Annotated in this window: 15 protein-coding genes; 10 read left to right on the forward strand and 5 right to left on the reverse strand. The window is 60.5% G+C overall.

Going from position 1 to position 16,721, the window contains the following annotated elements:
- A partial coding sequence (locus ACPYOJ_RS30560) for a peptidylprolyl isomerase (RefSeq protein ID WP_481419597.1) occupies positions 1-1,158 on the reverse strand: 1,158 nt, incomplete at its 3' end.
- Positions 1,159-1,378: 220 nt separating this feature from the next.
- Between ACPYOJ_RS30560 and ACPYOJ_RS30565 the strand changes: the two genes are divergently transcribed.
- Positions 1,379-1,663: a hypothetical protein gene (locus ACPYOJ_RS30565; RefSeq protein ID WP_168831255.1), complete on the forward strand. Its 285-nt coding sequence runs from the start codon at positions 1,379-1,381 to the stop codon at positions 1,661-1,663.
- 85 nt (positions 1,664-1,748) lie between these two features.
- Here the strand turns inward: ACPYOJ_RS30565 and ACPYOJ_RS30570 are convergent, their stop codons facing one another.
- Positions 1,749-2,003 (reverse strand): GlsB/YeaQ/YmgE family stress response membrane protein, encoded by a 255-nt coding sequence (locus ACPYOJ_RS30570; protein ID WP_168831256.1) that lies wholly within the window; start codon positions 2,001-2,003, stop codon positions 1,749-1,751.
- 410 nt (positions 2,004-2,413) lie between these two features.
- On the opposite strand from ACPYOJ_RS30570, the gene ACPYOJ_RS30575 reads away from it, so the two are divergent.
- The 7 genes from ACPYOJ_RS30575 to ACPYOJ_RS30605 all read left to right on the forward strand — a co-directional run bounded on the left by ACPYOJ_RS30575 (position 2,414) and on the right by ACPYOJ_RS30605 (position 12,951).
- Entirely contained in the window at positions 2,414-3,217 is an 804-nt protein-coding gene (locus ACPYOJ_RS30575) for a response regulator transcription factor (protein WP_481419598.1), read from the forward strand.
- 419 nt (positions 3,218-3,636) lie between these two features.
- A complete protein-coding gene (locus ACPYOJ_RS30580; RefSeq protein WP_481419599.1) occupies positions 3,637-4,965 on the forward strand; it encodes a calcium-binding protein in 1,329 nt (442 codons plus the stop codon).
- Positions 4,966-5,180: 215 nt separating this feature from the next.
- On the forward strand, positions 5,181-5,918 hold the full coding sequence (locus ACPYOJ_RS30585; protein WP_481419600.1) for a hypothetical protein: 738 nt from the start codon (positions 5,181-5,183) through the stop codon (positions 5,916-5,918).
- A gap of 279 nt (positions 5,919-6,197) precedes the next feature.
- Positions 6,198-6,470: a hypothetical protein gene (locus ACPYOJ_RS30590; RefSeq protein WP_481419601.1), complete on the forward strand. Its 273-nt coding sequence runs from the start codon at positions 6,198-6,200 to the stop codon at positions 6,468-6,470.
- Between the two features lie 236 nt (positions 6,471-6,706).
- Positions 6,707-9,721 (forward strand): beta strand repeat-containing protein, encoded by a 3,015-nt coding sequence (locus ACPYOJ_RS30595; RefSeq protein ID WP_481419602.1) that lies wholly within the window; start codon positions 6,707-6,709, stop codon positions 9,719-9,721.
- A gap of 26 nt (positions 9,722-9,747) precedes the next feature.
- Positions 9,748-11,523, forward strand: coding sequence for a type I secretion system permease/ATPase (locus tag ACPYOJ_RS30600; protein ID WP_481419603.1), 1,776 nt, complete (start codon positions 9,748-9,750; stop codon positions 11,521-11,523).
- A gap of 60 nt (positions 11,524-11,583) precedes the next feature.
- Positions 11,584-12,951, forward strand: coding sequence for an HlyD family type I secretion periplasmic adaptor subunit (locus ACPYOJ_RS30605; protein WP_481419604.1), 1,368 nt, complete (start codon positions 11,584-11,586; stop codon positions 12,949-12,951).
- Here the strand turns inward: ACPYOJ_RS30605 and ACPYOJ_RS30610 are convergent.
- Complete coding sequence (locus ACPYOJ_RS30610; protein ID WP_481419605.1) at positions 12,897-13,604, reverse strand: hypothetical protein; 708 nt, start codon at positions 13,602-13,604, stop codon at positions 12,897-12,899. The genes ACPYOJ_RS30605 and ACPYOJ_RS30610 overlap by 55 nt on opposite strands.
- A 353-nt stretch (positions 13,605-13,957) precedes the next feature.
- On the opposite strand from ACPYOJ_RS30610, the gene ACPYOJ_RS30615 reads away from it, so the two are divergent.
- Positions 13,958-14,455, forward strand: a complete 498-nt coding sequence (locus tag ACPYOJ_RS30615) for a hypothetical protein (protein WP_481419606.1) — start codon at positions 13,958-13,960, stop codon at positions 14,453-14,455.
- Positions 14,456-14,528: 73 nt separating this feature from the next.
- Here ACPYOJ_RS30615 and ACPYOJ_RS30620 read toward each other — a convergent pair whose 3' ends face one another.
- Complete coding sequence (locus ACPYOJ_RS30620; protein ID WP_481419607.1) at positions 14,529-14,780, reverse strand: hypothetical protein; 252 nt, start codon at positions 14,778-14,780, stop codon at positions 14,529-14,531.
- Positions 14,781-15,038: 258 nt separating this feature from the next.
- Here ACPYOJ_RS30620 and ACPYOJ_RS30625 point away from each other — a divergent pair, with 258 nt between their 5' ends.
- Positions 15,039-15,953: a hypothetical protein gene (locus tag ACPYOJ_RS30625; protein WP_168831267.1), complete on the forward strand. Its 915-nt coding sequence runs from the start codon at positions 15,039-15,041 to the stop codon at positions 15,951-15,953.
- 144 nt (positions 15,954-16,097) lie between these two features.
- On the opposite strand, the gene ACPYOJ_RS30630 is transcribed toward ACPYOJ_RS30625, so the two are convergent.
- The coding region (locus ACPYOJ_RS30630) for an aldo/keto reductase (RefSeq protein ID WP_481419608.1) at positions 16,098-16,721 on the reverse strand (624 nt) is incomplete at its 5' end.

Genomic DNA, 16,721 nt, shown 5'->3' on the forward strand with positions numbered 1-16,721 from the left:
GTTGATGACCTCCTGCGAAGCGTTGACCAGTGCCAACTCCTTGCGGATATCCTCCTTCACCTCATCAAGGCTCTTGCTGCTCTCTGGCTTGATGTTGGTGACACTGAGGATGACCGGGCCGAAGGAGCCTTCGACCACGGGGGTGGTGCCGCCATCCTTGGCGACCGCGAAAGCGGCATCGGCGACGGACTGATCCGGCACCTTATCCTTGGTGAAGTCGCCAAGCAGCACGTCGCTTGCCGTTTTCCCCTGATCGGTCACCAGCTGGTCGAAACTCGTGCCGCTCTTCAGGGCCGCTTCGGCTGCCGCCGCCAGATCCTTGTTGGCAAAGGTCAGCTGTTCAATCGTGCGCGTTTCCGGGGTACGGAAGCTATCCTTGCGCTTGTCGAAGTCTTCGCGAATCTGATCGTCGGTGACGGTCGCGGGGTCAGCGATATCGGCGGACTCAAGTTTCAGGTAAGCAAGCTTGCGATATTCCGGAGCGCGGTAGCGGCTCTTGACCCCATCGAACCATTTCGACAGCACGTCGTCAGCCGGCGCCTTGATCGGCTCGATATTCGCGTTCGTCAGCAGGAGGTAGTCAACGTCGCGGCTCTCCTCACGATAGAGCTTCAATGCGTCGACAAGCGTCTTCGGAGCGGTAAAGCCATTCGACACTGCGTCAACAATCTGGCTGCGGACAGCCACCTTGCTGCGTTCGTTGATGTAGTCCGCTTCGCGGATACCGGCATTGCGCAGGCGCGAGGTGAAGAGTGTGCGGTCGAACTTGCCGTTGACGGCCTTGAAGGCCGGATCGTCGCCGATAAGCTGTGCAAGACGGTCCTCAGAAAGCCCGAGGTTCATGTCAGCGGCAAGCTGGTCGAGCGAGGCGCCGGCGACGAGCTGAGCAATCACCTGCTGTTCGACTCCGAAGGCTTTGGCCTGCTCCGGCGTCAGGCGCGTGCCGAACTGCTGGCTGAGACCCGCAACCTGGCGCTGGTAGGCGAGGCGGAATTCAGTGACGTCCACCTGCTGGTCACCAACGGTGACTACAGCTGTGCTGCTGCCTCCCGAGATCAGCGAGCGGGAGACACCCCAGATGCCGAAAGAAGCGACCAGGAGAAGCATCAGGAGCTTGGCAACCCACGTCTGGGCAGCTCTTCTCAGGAAGTGGAACATTGAAACGCAAACCTCGCATCATATTCAGCCCGTTCATGGGGGCATTCATTCGAGTTCCTTAGAGCAAACGCAGCCGGAAATGAAGCGTCCGCTCTCGAAAACATGGCTCTCGCTGCCGATGTCTTGCCACAGCCAATTGCTCCCAAGAAAACGGGCTGCATCGGGAACCTTTCGGCGCTCCACTTCGTTGAAGCCGCATCCGGAAAAAGAGGAGCAGACAATGGCCGAACTCAAGACCGCCTCCGCACAATCGACTGGATCGCGCGTGAAGACGGATGAAATCGCTGCGGACGATCTTTCCGCCCAGGTCACCGCCTTGCGCGAGGATCTGGCGCGTCTGTCTGAGAGTGTCGTCGCCCTAGGACAGGGCGCAAAGACCGCAGTTGCCGACGAGGCCTCGATGTTGACCGAGCGCGTGCGCGAAAAGGTGCGCGAGGAACCACTCTTTGCGCTGGCTGTCACCGCCGGCGTCGCCTACCTCTTTGGTCTGATGAGCCGTCGCTGATTTTGGTAGGTCCTGACCGTAAGCCGTAGTGAAGCGGCAGGAGAAAAGCCGGGAGCTTTGCTTCCGGCCTCTTCTGCTGTTGAAATCAACGCCGGATCAGGCGACCGAGGGCGATAAGGATACAAGCACCAACAAAGCCCGTGATCAGATATCCGAGCCAGCCGGAGAGCGGCTGGATGGTCAACACGCCGAGAATGAAGTTGGCAACGATCGCACCGACGATGCCGAGAATGATATTCATGAAAACGCCCATGCTGCTGTGCATGAACTTTTCCGCAAGCCAACCGGCTACGCCGCCGATGATGATGGCCGCAATCCAACCTACGCCTTGGTCTTCCATGGTGATCTCCCTCCCAGAGCAACGACAAAATGAACGCAGAACCTGCAAAAAAGTTCCTGGCCACGTCAGGGCTGCAGCCATCCGACCAGCATAAGCTGAAAAGCACAACCCGGATCCTGTAAGAATACAGTGTTTTTTGGGATTCTACATCCCTCGCACGGCATGCCCAAAGAGATCGACTGCCTGTCCTATGTATATTCAGGATAAACAGAGCATTCTTGGAGAACTTATCCAGATGTTTTCAGAGGATATTTTGTCTCAATTGAATGGTGCACCCTGCAACCATGATACCTTACTGTTTACGTGCATTGTACATCACGAGGAAAACTGATAGTTGTACTGGACCGCGACACTGACTGGCTCGGCGGCTCCGCTGGGCACCTAATGCTATGCAAACGGGGGAATGTACAATGTCCGAGTTATCAGAAGCAGGAATCGTTCTCGTCGTCGATGCGCTGGAACTGCGGCGGGCGGGAATAACATCTCTGGTCGACCAATGGGCCCAGGCGATCGGCCTGCACACCGTCGGAATCTCGCCGGACGAGATGGCGGCGCACAGCCCGCATGGGGGGAAGGTGCGATTGGTCATCTTGAGCATTGGAGGATCGTCACTGCGCGAGGGGGCTCTGCAAAACTGGGCGAAGAGCGCGCGCGACTTGTTTCCGGAGACGCCGCGCGCCATCCTTTCCGACAGAACGGAAGCCGAGGAGGCGATCGCGGCCGCTCAGATTGGCAAACAAGCGTTTCTCTCCACCAGCATGGAGCCGGAGATCGCGCGCCAGGCACTGACGTTCATCCTTGGGGGCGGAACATTCTTTCCCCGCGAGGCTCTCCTCCACCAACATGCATCGGCGGCGAGGGCGGCAAACGGTCATGCGCACGATCACAGGACGGAAGCTGACGGACTGACGCGGCGTCAGATCGAGGTGCTCGAGCGGCTACGGCTCGGCAGATCGAACAAGCATATAGCGCGTGACCTGGACATGCAGGAATCGACCGTCAAGGTGCATGTCCGACAAATCATGCGAAAGCTCGGAGCTTCAAACCGGACTCAGGCGGCGCTGCTCAGCGCAGCGGCTCCGAATGCCCCGCCCGCGCAAAACGGCGTTCCTTCCGGCGCGGTGGCTCCCGCCTTGGCTGCTGGCGACCGCATTGCGGCCGAACAAAACGGCGGAGGCGTTGGCGCCGCCGGAACCCGGCCGATTACGCTGTAACCGTTCCTCGACGCCCACCGACAGTGACACAGAACGCGCACCATGCGTCCCTGCGGATGGATGGCGTGCGCTCTGTCTGTTCGCCGATCTCTCTGCTCTCAAGCTTTACTCCAAAAAGCTTACTGCCGCTGATTTGAGCGATCATGCTTCCGATGGTGTTTCTCACTCGGGAGGATGGCTGATTGAACCGATGCCTACCCGCCGCAGCGTGTACTACCTTGGAGACAATTCACTGGGGATATCGAAGCATGCGAGCGAACACATCCGCGGGCGGCAGCTGGTCGTCACTCTTCCATCACTCTACACCTTACGACTTCCGGAGCCATAATGCGCATTGGCTTCAACCCTTCAGTCCCTGCGGTCCAAGGCCACGTCCGCCGGTTGTCACAACACCGGTGACAGCCGAAGGAGGGCTCGCCGTGACTGTCTTCGGCGGGGCGGATGCAGTCGGGCTCGACTCAGTAGCGAGTGCAAACGTCAGCCTTCAGCTGGTGGACCGAGGACTGGCGACATTTGCAATCGGCAGCGCCAGCTTCACGGCCGCAGCACAAGGCGGTTCCGCCTACGCAACGACCTACGGAGACGTGGAGATAGCAGGCGCGGATCTGTCTATCGTTTCCACGAAAACAGCAAGTGCCAGCGGCACCAATGAAATGGCTGAAAGCACCAGTCTGAGCTTTGCGGCTGTCAATTTGAAATTTGACCTCGGTTACCAGGCAGAGATCGAAAAGGCGGCATACCGTGGGCTCGACGGCTCGAAGAACGGGACGCTGGAAGGAAATGCCGCGCTCTTCCACGTCGACGCCGCTGCGGCAGGCGAGAACAGTTTCGTGGATGTTCAAGCTGACGCGGTGGTCGTGGAGGACGCGCTGTCCACTGTTACCGTCTCGGCAACCGCAGGCGTCAGCGCCGAAATGGTCTATACGCAGATCGACGGCTCGTCGCGATCAGACAAGATCAGCACTGGGTCTGGCGACGCGCTCGTCTTTGCAGGTGCCGGCGACGACAATGTTCTCGCACGCGCCGGGGATGACTGGGTTTTCGGCGGCCGGGGCCGCGACACAGTTTATGGCGGGGCAGGAGGCGACACCGTTGTCGGCGAAGATGGCGCGGACCGGCTGTACGGTGAAGACGGCGCGGATTGGATCTTCGGCGGCGAGGACGACGACACGATTTCCGGCGGCGGCGGAGACGACCTGCTCCTTGGGGGAGACGACGATGATACGGTGAGCGGCGGCGGAGGCAACGACATCCTGTGCGGCGGTGAAGGCCGCGACTGCCTGGATGGCGGCGCTGGCGACGACATCTTCCGGCTTGGTGCCCGATCCGGCGACGGCAACGACGTCTATAACGGCGGGAGCGGCAGCGATCTGTTCCTTCTCGTCGCAGAGTTCGACCGCGATGTGATCCAGAACTTCTCGATCGCACAAGGTGACCGTCTGGCGATTTCCGATCTGGACGAGATTGCTGCGCTGGGGAGGTACGCCTTCACGATGGAGCGATCGTCCCGGGATGCGGATGACCTGACGATTACCTTCGATGTTTTTGACCGCCGCTCGGAATTGACGCTGGATGAGTTCTTCGCGATCAACTCCGGTTATGGCGGCATGCCGCGTCGGAGTATGTTCAGCGATGCCCAGGCGGGAACGCTGCTCGCAGCGATCTCGCTTGACGCCGACCACTCCCAGGACGTGCAGGAGGCTCAGCCGCTCCTGCAACTCGGCGATCTCTTGTCCTTGCTCGGTTAGCGACCGCACGGAGATTCCCGGCGCTCGAGAAAGCGGCCTTCCATCGCTCCAAAGACGAGGCTACTTTCGCCTGACTTTCCGACAAAAGATCTATACCGCTACCGACCAGGAGACTCCTTCCAGGACCATTGGGCGATCCATCATTTGAACGTCTGATACCGATGAACGCGAGGTGTATGCTGCCTTGACGAATTGGACGAGAGGGTGGAGTTGAGATGGGAACGAGCCGCACATCGACCGTAAGCACCGGGGTTTCGACCTCGACCGGCAATCCTGGCGACGAAAACTACGCCGAAACCTCCTACGGCTCCGAGACCACGGTGTTCGTCGGCAGTTTGCCGGGCGGCGACGGGGGAGGGCTGGGCATCGGAGTTCAGGCCGACGCCACCGCAATCGGCACCGATACCTTGGCCCAGCTCGACGTGACCGCGAGTATTTCCGACGGTACCTATGTCGATGCCGCCTCCGCGTCGGTAACGGCGGTCGCAGCCGCACAGTCGTCTTATGGCGATGCCTATGCGGCCGCAACAGCGCTGCTGGAGGTCTATGGCGGGGCCGACCTCTATTATGGCAGTAGTCACTCGACCAGTTATACCGCCAAGAATGAATCAGGATCGACGACTGTGTCGGAAGTTTCGGCGAGCGTCCATGCCATCCAGTTTTCAACCGGCGGGGATGCAGCATCCGAACAAACGGTTCCGGACTATCTTCCCGAAACACAGTTACCGCAGGACGAACCACCGCCTTACGTCACGCCCGACTGCAACTGCGACGAACCTGACTACGGTGGCGGTTACGGATACGACATCGAGATCGATGGAAATCTCGCGACATTCGACATCGTGGCCAATGCATTCGGCCCGGACACGTTCGCCGACGTATCCGCCGATGCGTTCGTTCTCGAGGATCAGATTTCCAGCGCTACAGCCGTGGTCTTCGTCGCCATCGGATAAGGCACTTTCAGAAGTGAATGTCTATCTACGCCGAATGAGCGCATTCGGCGTATGTTATCTAAATATATTTAGATTTTCTTTCGACAAATTCCTACAGGATCACAAACGTAGTAGCTCTTCTTTAGATAAAATCGATGAATTCTCGATAGTATTACAGCAAGAATACACGCTACTCCCTTAGCCTTGTACGCCGACTGCTTCTTTGCTTCTGATTGGCGCCAGACCTAGTCTTTCCCTGGGTCAGAAACCTGGCCTGATCACGTTACAAGGAGAGAGACTATGACCTACTATGACCCAGGATTCGAGTTCGACAAGGACATCGACGTTGAGGTGGACTTCGATTTCGACTCCCATGTCGACGTCGAATTTTACAAGGACGTTGATATCGATGTCCGTACTGACGTCTGCGTCGACATCGACGGCAACCAAGCGGACTTTGCGATTGATGTCGAGGCCTACGGCGACGATTCCTACGCCGATCTGGAGCTGAATGTCCTCGTGACCGACGAGCTGTCGTCGATCGTCGCTGTCGGCACCGCCTCCGTCGACTGAGCAGCGTCGAGCTTCTAAAGCCGCTCCGGGAAAAGGCTATCCCAAACTCTCCGGAGTGCAAGGGGCCCTGCTTTCGTCAGGGTCCCTTTTTGCGTGCGGAGCGTCCGGGAACAGCCACCGTCCAAGGGTGTACGCCCTAAGAAGGGTCCACCAACGCGTTGTGTCGGTCCGGGCAAATGCCTCCTAGCATACTTCGAGAGACACGCCGCGTGTAAGTCGGCGCAGAGGAGGGCAGAATGGCTCGCATTTCGAATTCCCGTCGGTCGAACGTATCGTCTCCCAGCACCGAATCGTCATCGGTCAATGCGCCGCCCGCCAAGGACGGCTCAGTGGCGCAGGAATCCCACACGAGCCTTGCGATGATCTCGGCGTTGCTTGCGTCGCCCTCCTATACGCTCGTCCAGCTGAACAACAACGCCAACAACTATACCCATTCGGGCAATGGCAGCTTCCGGATTGAAGGTCTCGGCGGCAACGACGTCATCACGGTGGCAGCCTCGAGCACCGGGAATGATTACCTGGACGGCGGAACAGGCAACGATACGCTGAACGCGGCCGGGACCGATGATTTTCTCGACGGCGGGGCAGGCGCCGACACTCTGAACGGCAATGGGGGCAACGATATCCTGCGCGGCGGAGCTGGCGCGGACATCCTCAACGGCGGGGCAGGCATCGACACCGCCGACTATTCCACCTCTGCCGCTGCAGTGACCGTCTCGCTTCCCTCCGACCCAACCCGGACATCGCGCGGTTCGGGAGGCGACGCCGCCGGCGACACGCTGAGCAGCATCGAGAACCTGACCGGCTCTGCAGGAAACGACTTCCTCAGCGGCAACCGGCTCGACAACCAACTCGTCGGAAACGCCGGAGAGGATACCCTGCGCGGCATGGACGGCAACGATCTCCTTATAGGCGACGGCATGGTTGATGCCGACATGAATGGTGTGCCGGACGACGACAACATGGACGGCGTCCCGGACGGGGTGGATGAGGACCAAGCCGGTGCTGACGATCTCCTTGACGGCGGCTTCGGCGACGATCACCTCTACGGCGGTGGCGGCAACGACACTCTCATCGGCGGCTTCGGCAACGACGTGCTGCATGGCGGTTATGGCGACGACATGCTCAGCGCCGGCGACGGCGACGACATACTCGACGGCGGCGAAGGAAACGACGATCTGATCGGAAGCCTCGGCAACGATACTCTGCGCGGCGGGGGCGGCGACGATTTCCTCAACGCTTCGATCGGTAATGACAGTCTTGATGGCGGCGACGGCAATGATGAGCTCCTGGCAGGCGCCGGCGACGACATTCTGAACGGCGGCGCGGGCGACGACACGCTGAACGGGGGCGGTGGCGACGGCGATCCTCTGAACGGCGGCGACATTCTGAATGGCGGTGATGGCGACGACATGCTGCTGGCAGGCTCCGAACCCGACCAGATGGACGGCGGCGCGGGAAACGACACCGTGAGCTACGCTGCCGGCGGCGCCGTCGGCATCAATCTGGGAACTGGCGCGGTCAGCGGCGCCGCGGCTGGCGACACCTTGGTCAACATCGAGAACATCATCGCATCGAGCCAGAACGACATACTGGTCGGCGATAGCAGCGACAACACCTTCACCGGCGGCGCCGGAGCCGACCAGATCATCGGCCAGAGCGGATTCGACACCTCGGATTACTCGACGTCGGCTGCCGGCGTCACCATCAACCTGAACACGACCGTGGCTGATCCGTTGGCGGTCGGAACCGGAAGCGGTGGCGATGCCGAGGGAGACACGCTTCACCTCATCGAGCGAATCATAGGCTCGGCCTTCATCGACACGCTGAACGGCGGCGAACTCGGCGACACCTTCATGGGCGGGGGCGGCGCGGACTTCATCAATGGCGGTCTCGGGGTGGACACCGCCGAATATTCATCCTCCGCTGCCGGCGTTTCCATAACGCTGGATGAAACCGGTGCAGCGCTCGGGACCGGCGGTGACGCTGAAGGCGATGTGCTGACCTCGATCGAGAACCTGATCGGTTCCGGCGTTGACGATACGTTGATCGGCAACGCCCTGACGAACCGTATCGACGGCGGCGCGGGTAACGATTTCATACGAGGCGGCGCCAACACCGGAAACGAATTCCTCATCGGCGGCGAAGGTATAGATACGGCCGACTATTCGAATTCGGGCGCCGCCGTAATCGCCAGGCTGTCGGACAGCCAGACCAGCGGGGCGCTTTCGACCGGTGGCGACGCACAGAATGACGTCCTCGTCACAATAGAAAATATCATCGGCTCCGCGTTCGATGACCAGCTATTTGGCGCATCGGCCGCCAACCGGCTGGACGGCGGCAGCGGAAACGATGTGCTGATCGGCGGCGCGGGTGCGGACGTGCTGATTGGCGGGGCCGGGACCGACACCGCTTTCTATCAAACCTCCAGCGCAGGCGTCACCATCGTACTGGATAGCACCGGTGCTGCGCTCGGTGCCGGCGGCGATGCGCAGGGCGACCAGCTCAGCACGATCGAGAATCTCATCGGCTCCAATTTCGACGACCTTCTGGTCGGCAATTCCGGCGTGAACCGCCTCGAGGGTGGCAGCGGAAACGATACCTTCCGAAGCGGCGCGGGCGGCTCTTCCGCGGGCGCGATCGTGGAATTCGTGGTCGGTGGCGCGGGCATCGACACGATCGACTATTCGGCGTCCACTGCTGCCGTGGTCGCGCGCCTCTTCAGCGGCACGTCCGGCAGTCTCAGCCAGGGCGGCGAAGCCGACGGCGATTTGCTGCTGCAGATGGAAAACGTCGTCGGATCGAATTTCAGTGATCAATTGCTCGGAAGCACGGCGGGCAACGTGCTGGTCAGCGGTTCGGGCAATGACCAGATGCGGGGCGGCAGCGGCGCCGATATCCTTTCGGTGACGGGAACCGGCGCCAAGACCTTGTTCGGCGACGGTCTCGTTGATGGCGGCACGGCCGGTCAGGATACATTCAAGATACTCGGCGGTACGGGCAATGTGATCGTCGACTATCAGGCCGGCGAAGATCTCTTCCTGAACAGCCTCAACGCAACCGGCGGCATCGCGTTCACAGCGATCAGCATCGGAGGCGTGGCAACATGGGCCGGCCGATTTACCGGCAGCACCCACCAGACATTCGTCGCATTGGGCGCTCAAAGCGCGGTCAGCCAGGCCGATGCGGTCGCGGCGCTCAATACGCTTATTGCGAACGACCTGTTCGTCGATCAGGGCCTGATCGCCTGAGACGGGACCAATGAGGGGATTGGGGAATGGCTGCGAAAGCATCTGCCGACAGGCGTCGGCGCGGCAAGACGGACTTGGACTACGCGACAGGGCAGATCCGCTCGTCTCTCCTGGTGCTGGCGATCTTCAGCTTGGCCATCAACCTGCTGATGCTGACATCGCCGATTTACATGCTGCAGGTCTATGACCGCGTTCTCGTATCCGGCCGGGTTGAGACGCTCATCATGCTGACAGTTCTGGCCGCGGCCGCTCTGTTCGTTCTGGGCGTGCTCGACAGCCTGCGCAGTGCGGTAATGGTCAGGATGAGCTGCTGGCTGAACGACAGGCTGGGGCCAGTACTGATCTCGAGTGGCGTTCGGGCCCGGCTGGTCGGCGACAGTGCCGGCGCACAGCCTCTGCGCGACCTTGCCCAGGTGCAGTCCTTCCTGTCCTCGCAAGGCTTGACCGCGCTTTTCGATGCGCAGTGGACGCCCGTCTGCCTCGCCCTGATTTGGCTGCTTCATCCGGCACTGGGAATCTTTGCAACCGGCGCAGCACTGCTTCTGGCGCTGCTCGGACTGCTCAATGAACTGATGACCCGGCAAGGGTCTCATACCGCCAGCACGACCCAGATCGCGGCGTTCCAGCAGGCCGATTCGATGATCCGCAACGCCGAAGTGGTGCGCGCAATGGGAATGCTTCCCGGATTGCTCGAACGCTGGCGCAGGAGCAATGATTCCTCGCTCGAGGCAACCCGCTCCTCGGCGGAACGCGGCGCCACCATACTCGGGATCACCAAATTCCTGCGCTTCTTCGTCCAATCAGCCACACTCGGGCTGGGCGCCTATCTCGTCCTGCAGGGGGAAGTGTCCGGCGGTACCATGATCGCGTCGTCAATTCTGCTTGGCCGGGCGCTCGCGCCGGTGGAGCTCGCGATGGGAAGCTGGCGGAGCTTTCTTGCGGCGCGGATCGCCTATGACCGCCTGAAGTCGCGCCTGCAGGCCATCCCCGCCGAGCCACAAAGGACGCGTTTGCCCGAACCGCTCGGGAACATTTCGCTGAAGAATGTCTCCTACTCCGCGCCCGGGGCCAAGGCGCAAGTGCTGGACAATGTCAGCTTCCGCGTAACGCCGGGCGAAGCGCTGGCAGTGATCGGGCCATCGGCCAGCGGCAAGAGCACGCTGTGCCGTCTGATTGCCGGGATAGCCGCACCGTCGGGAGGAGAAATCAGGCTCGACGGATCCGAGCTCCACCACTGGAACCCGGAACAGCTGGGCCGCTATGTCGGCTATCTGCCGCAGGACGTGGAGCTGTTCTCCGGCTCCATTCGCGACAACATCTCACGCATGGCGAGGGCGGACGACGACGAAGTCGTTCAGGCAGCGATGCTGGCGCATGCCCATGAGATGATCCAGCGGCTGCCGCAAGGTTACGAGACGCCGATCGGTGATGCAGGCGCGCGGCTCTCGGGCGGGCAGCGGCAGCGCATCGGCCTTGCGCGTGCCGTCTTCGGGAATCCGAAGATCATCATCCTGGACGAACCCAATGCGAACCTCGACCAGTCCGGCGAGACGGCGCTTGCTGCAGCGGTGAGGGCTCTAAAGGAGCGTGGCGCCGCCCTCATGATCGTCGGCCACCGCCCATCGACCCTGGCTCAGGCCGACAAGATATTGTTTTTGCGCGATGGGCGGGTCGAAGTCTTCGGCACGCGCGAGGATGTTCTCGGCAAGCTTCGGCTGGCAGGCGGCGAATCAAAGCGCCGGGAGTTGCAGCTGCGCGATAGCTCGGCAGCTCCGCCACGGGCGATGGAAATAGGCGAGTGACCCCGCATGGACCGGCACGATCGCGGCGCTCTCAATAACCTCGGATCGAAGGACTACCCCGTGACAAACAGTAGATCGAATGTCGTTGCGCTTCCGGGAAGCACGATGCTGCGTCAAGAGGCTCTGCCGGAACTCACCACGGTACGCGAAGCGATCAAGGGCCCCGTTCGGCTTGGTTTTGCCGTGATTGTTGTATTCGTCCTTGGCGGTCTTGCCTGGTCCCTGCTTGTCCCGATTGCGGCTGGAGCGGTTGCGCCGGGCATTATCAGCCCGGACGGCAGCCGGCGGACGGTACAGCACCTGGAAGGCGGTATTATCCACGCGCTGAAAGTCAGGGATGGGGATCTTGTGCGAGCGGGAGATCCGCTTCTGATGCTCGAAAGCACTCAGGCGGCCGCGGCGAACGAACAGCTTCTGGAGCAGTCAAGAACCCTTGCAGCAACGCGGGTGCGTTTGCTGGCCGAACAGGTGGGCAGCGACGCGCTTCACTTTCCGGACGAAATGCTGGCCCGAGACGATGCCGGGCTGCGCGAGGTCATTCAGGGGCAGATCTCGATCTTTGAGATGCGCCGGGCATCGCTTGCGGCCCAGCTGCAGGTTCTCGACGACCGCGAGAAACAGTTCCAGGAGCAGATTAGCGCCCTGGAAGCACAAGTGCAGGGTGCCGACCGACAACTCGAACTCATCGCGGAGGATCTTGCGGCGAAGGAGAAGCTCCTTGGCCGGGCTCTTGTCACCAAGCCGGAAATACTGACGCTTCGTCGCTTCGAAGCCGCCCTTCAGGGCGACCGCGGCGAGTATCTCGGCGAGATAGCCGAGACGCAGCAGAAAATCGGCGAGATCGCGACCCAACGCATCTCCCTCCGCGCCACCCGGGCGGAGGAGGTCTCGACGGAACTTGAAAAAGTTCGCGCGGAGATGGCCGGCGTATCGGAACGCCTGAGCGCAAGCCAGGATATCCTCGATCGAACTACCGTGACCGCTCCGGTCAGCGGCAAGGTCGTCAACCTGCATTTCAAGTCGATCGGCGGCGTCATTCTCCGCGGCGAGCCAATCCTCGATATCGTCCCCACGGAAGAGCGGCTGCTCATCGATGCGCGGATAGCTCCTGGCGATATCGACGTCGTAACGGTGGGGCTCACAGCGACTGTTCACCTCACCGCATTTTCCAGCAGGGGCCTGCCGCGTGTGCAAGGCGTGGTCCGAAGCATTTCCGCCGATCGCATCGTCGACGAGAAGACAGGCCAAGCCTACTATCTCGCACGCGTCGAGGTCCCGCGCGAAGAACTCGCCGCGCTCGACAAGGGCATGGTCCTCGTTCCGGGGATGCCGGCGGAGGTCTTGATCGTGACCGCCGAGCAAACCGCCTTCGACTATATGGTTGAACCTTTCCGCGCAGCCTTTCGCAGAGGCTTCCGGGAAAGCTGAGGATGCCGGTCGGGCTGCCATTCCCGCTTCACGTCTTCCGCTTCGCTCCGGCGTGGTTCTGGCGTTTGAAACCGCACAAGCACGCGCAGGATAAAGCGCGGATAAGTGCCGGCGGCATACCGGATGCGCAGTTCGACCCTGGCGGAGCCTCCGTTTGGCTTCTCGGGAGAATTCGAGCTCTGCGCCGAAAGGATGAGCCGCGCGCGCCGCATCGCCGGCTGCAGCACAGACGGCGGGAAGAAGTGTCCGCCGTTCAGGATGAAGGTGAGGGCCTTAAGCGCGAGTTCCGGAGCGATACTGGTCGGCACGAAGCCTCTTACTCCGGCCTCGAATGCTTTGGCCATCTCGCCCGGATCGTCGAGATCGGAAATGACCACGACCGGCACTTTCACAGCTCGTTCGACAAGTTGCCGGAGTGAGATATCCAGACCCGCGCGGAAGACCGACGTGTTACCGATGTTCACGAGGATCATGGCCCGGTCGCCCGGCGGGTCCGCTAGGCACTCGACGCCGGAGATCTGTCCCAGCTCGATGCTGGCGCCGCAGCCGTCAGCCCAAGGCGTAAGCAGGGACGCGACAGCGGCGCGACGCAGACGCAGGTCGTCTATCAGCAGGATGACCGACTGCCGGGCAAGTTCGTTTGTTTTTTGCATCGACGCTCCCATGTCATCCACCGCGGAGCCGCGCTGATGCGCGGCAGGGCGTTGACGAAGCAATATTACGACAGCGCCGGAGAATTGTTTAGATCACCTTGTGGAACGGAAACGGCATTCACCTTTGTATAACAGCGGTTTACCGTTAGGAGGTGTCCCATATTTATAGAGAAGTCGTTCGGCTTTTGTTTCGTCGGTAGCAATAACGATGTAGTACGCAATAATCATCCGTTCGCCGTTTGCACGCTGGAAAGAAAAGCGGCTGGCAGTACCATCGAGAGAGCTCAATGAGTGCGCGGCCACTATCGCTGCAAGCGGCGGTTCGGGCTGGAACGGGACAAGTAGGACAAGCGGTGGCTGCTGTGGCAACGTCGAAGATTGATTTCTCCGCAGCGACGGAGTGGGCGGGACCGCTTATCGCTTATGCGGATCCTTATATTTCATTCGTGCTTGCCGCGATGATAGCCCTGCCACTGCTGATTGCCCTGTACTCGGGCCATGCTGCCAGTGTGATGGAAGCATTCGTCTTCGGCCTGCTGGGTTTGTTCGCGGCGGGCGAGGGGGAGCCTGTTTTCGTCCTGCTTTTCTTTGCAATGGCGGCTCGCGCGGCAGTCAACGGTTTCCGCCGGCGAAAGGACGAGCACTTCCAGGTGGAGATCAAGGAGGACATCGGTGACCTTCGCAGAAGGGTCGATGACTTTCTTGACGCGCTCGACCGCCGCACAAAGGACCTCGATCTGGCCATCGCGGACGCGACGCCCAATCGTGACCCGAGTGAGGCCGACGGGGTGGAGGAGCACGGCGGTACGCCGACGCGGCTGCATAACGGTCCTGCAGATTCGCCGGTCTGACTTCGTTGTCGAGATGATGAGGGCTCGCCGCGGCAGGCGACTTGCGCATGTGAACTCGCTTCCGGCTCTGACGCTATGGGTCCTCTTTCCGTTGGTCGGCCGCTTCTGCTTCCTCAGATGAGCTCTTGTCCTTGTCACCGACGGGAGCATCTGACTTGCGCAGATGAACGCGCACGCTCCGCAGCAGGACGAACCATGCCAATGCGATCAGGCAAACCCCAATTATTGACCAGGGCAGCACCCAGAAATCCACGACGCTCTCCCCTTTGCGACGCGGCCGCACCAAAATTGGAATGGAAAGAATGCGCTGAATCGCGCCGCTCATACAGCGCTCAATGGGAGATGCGTCTGATGAGGTAGATTGGATCCAAGTATTAATCAGTAATAAGCATATGCATCCGCCATGACCGCGCTGACACGCCGGTTCGTAGAACCGCATTGGAAAGACTATGTTTTCTTCTGGTAGGATTAGTGTGTATTATTAGCGCCTACTAACGTGGGTCCTGACGAACAGCGCAATGACAAACCGTAAGCAGAGACGTCTACCTTGATTTAATGACATTACCGGGTGGTTCAAATCAGCATGTTCAAGAAGATCATGATAGCGCTCGGAATTACTGTCGCCGGCTTTACACTCGGCGGTCTTCTTGTGCGCATCGCTTCTTGGCCGCCTGTGCCCAGAAGGGTTCAGGCCCGAATGCCCGGCTTGCAGTCGCGATTGGCGGATTGTCTCGGCGCGTTCGCCACATCGGCAGCACGGATGGCCTATTTTGCGCGCTCTTCGTGGAAGCGGCACAACCAGACAAAAGCGGCCCTCACTCGCGCATTTCCAAATGAGCACTTCGTCAGCCGCGTCTATGCCAGCGAGGATGGCCGGTACGGGTATCTACCCCTACGTGCCGGGGATGACATCTGGGACGAAAGGCACAAGGATCTCCATCAGGAAACGCGTTTGACGGCCCCCAGGCTCGGCGGGCAGGCCGGGCTCTACGACTTCGTTTTTGTCGAAAGAACCAACGGAAAGGGCTTCTCAGTCCTCCCGGCGACCTCAACGGAATGTTCCGCAGATATCAAGGTCATCTTCAAATACAGCGCGATGCGACGGTTGCTGATCTCTATTCTGGTCACGGTGCACCGCGTGTTTTCAGAAATCACAATCCCCGGGGTTGGACCCGCGCTAATCTCGTTTTGCGTGTCTTCGGTCAGCGCGATCCGGTTTGACCAGGAAGAACGATGGAAGGATTACTGTTCAACGGCGCTCTGGCCTTACGTGGCGATGCAAACGCCAGAATTGCCTGCGCCTCCATCGGGACTTTTTATCGGAGCTCTTGAAATAACTGCCGAACGCTCGAAGAGCGCTCCGCCAATCACGTTTCGAGAAGAGATCGCATACGGCCCGAAAGAAGCGGGGACGGCCATTCTCCAGACGATGCATCTCTTTCCGTTCGGAAGCCTGAAACAAGCGACGCTTGAGGAACCCAGGTTCATCGACGACTAGGGCTGAGGAGGGCGGTGCGCCGTTAGAGCCGCATAAGTCTTACGATCAGTTCGGGCCAGCTCCCGATGACCACTAGGCTCCAGCCAACTCCTTGTGAGATGTTTGATGCCACCGGAGTGGCATCAAACGAAACGGTATCTCGGCTCACTTCTTGGTCACCCAGGCGCCTGCATCGCCGTAGCGTTTGCCGGCGAATTTCTCCGGTGCCAGCATGTCGCCGAGCACCTCGAGCTCTTCAGGTGAAAGCGCGATATTCGCAGCGGCAATGTTCTGCTCCAGATGCGCGATCTTGCGTGCACCGGGAATCGGCACGATGAAATCTCCCTGGTTGATGACCCAGGCGAGTGCGAGTTGCGCAGCCGATATGCCCTTCTCGGTCGCCATCTCCTCCAGCAGCTTCACAAGCGAAGCGTTGGCGGCCATGTTGTCTGCGCTGAAGCGGGGAAGATTTCGCCGGAAGTCGTCGGCGCCGAAATCATCCGGCTTCTGAAGTTTGCCCGTCAGGAAGCCACGACCGAGCGGACTGAATGGCACGAAGCCAATGCCGAGCTCACGGCAGGTGTCGAGTATTTCGCCTTCCGGATCTCGGGTCCAGAGCGAGTACTCGCTTTGGAGAGCCGAAATCGGGTGGACAGCGTGCGCCCGGCGGATCATCTCGGCTCCCGCCTCGGAAAGGCCAAGGGCGTGCACCTTGCCTTCCTTCACGAGGTCCGCCATGGCGCCGACGGTGTCTTCGATCGGCACCTGCGGATCGACGCGGTGCTGGTA

Source organism: Rhizobium sp. SVR5-9E (assembly GCF_056755095.1).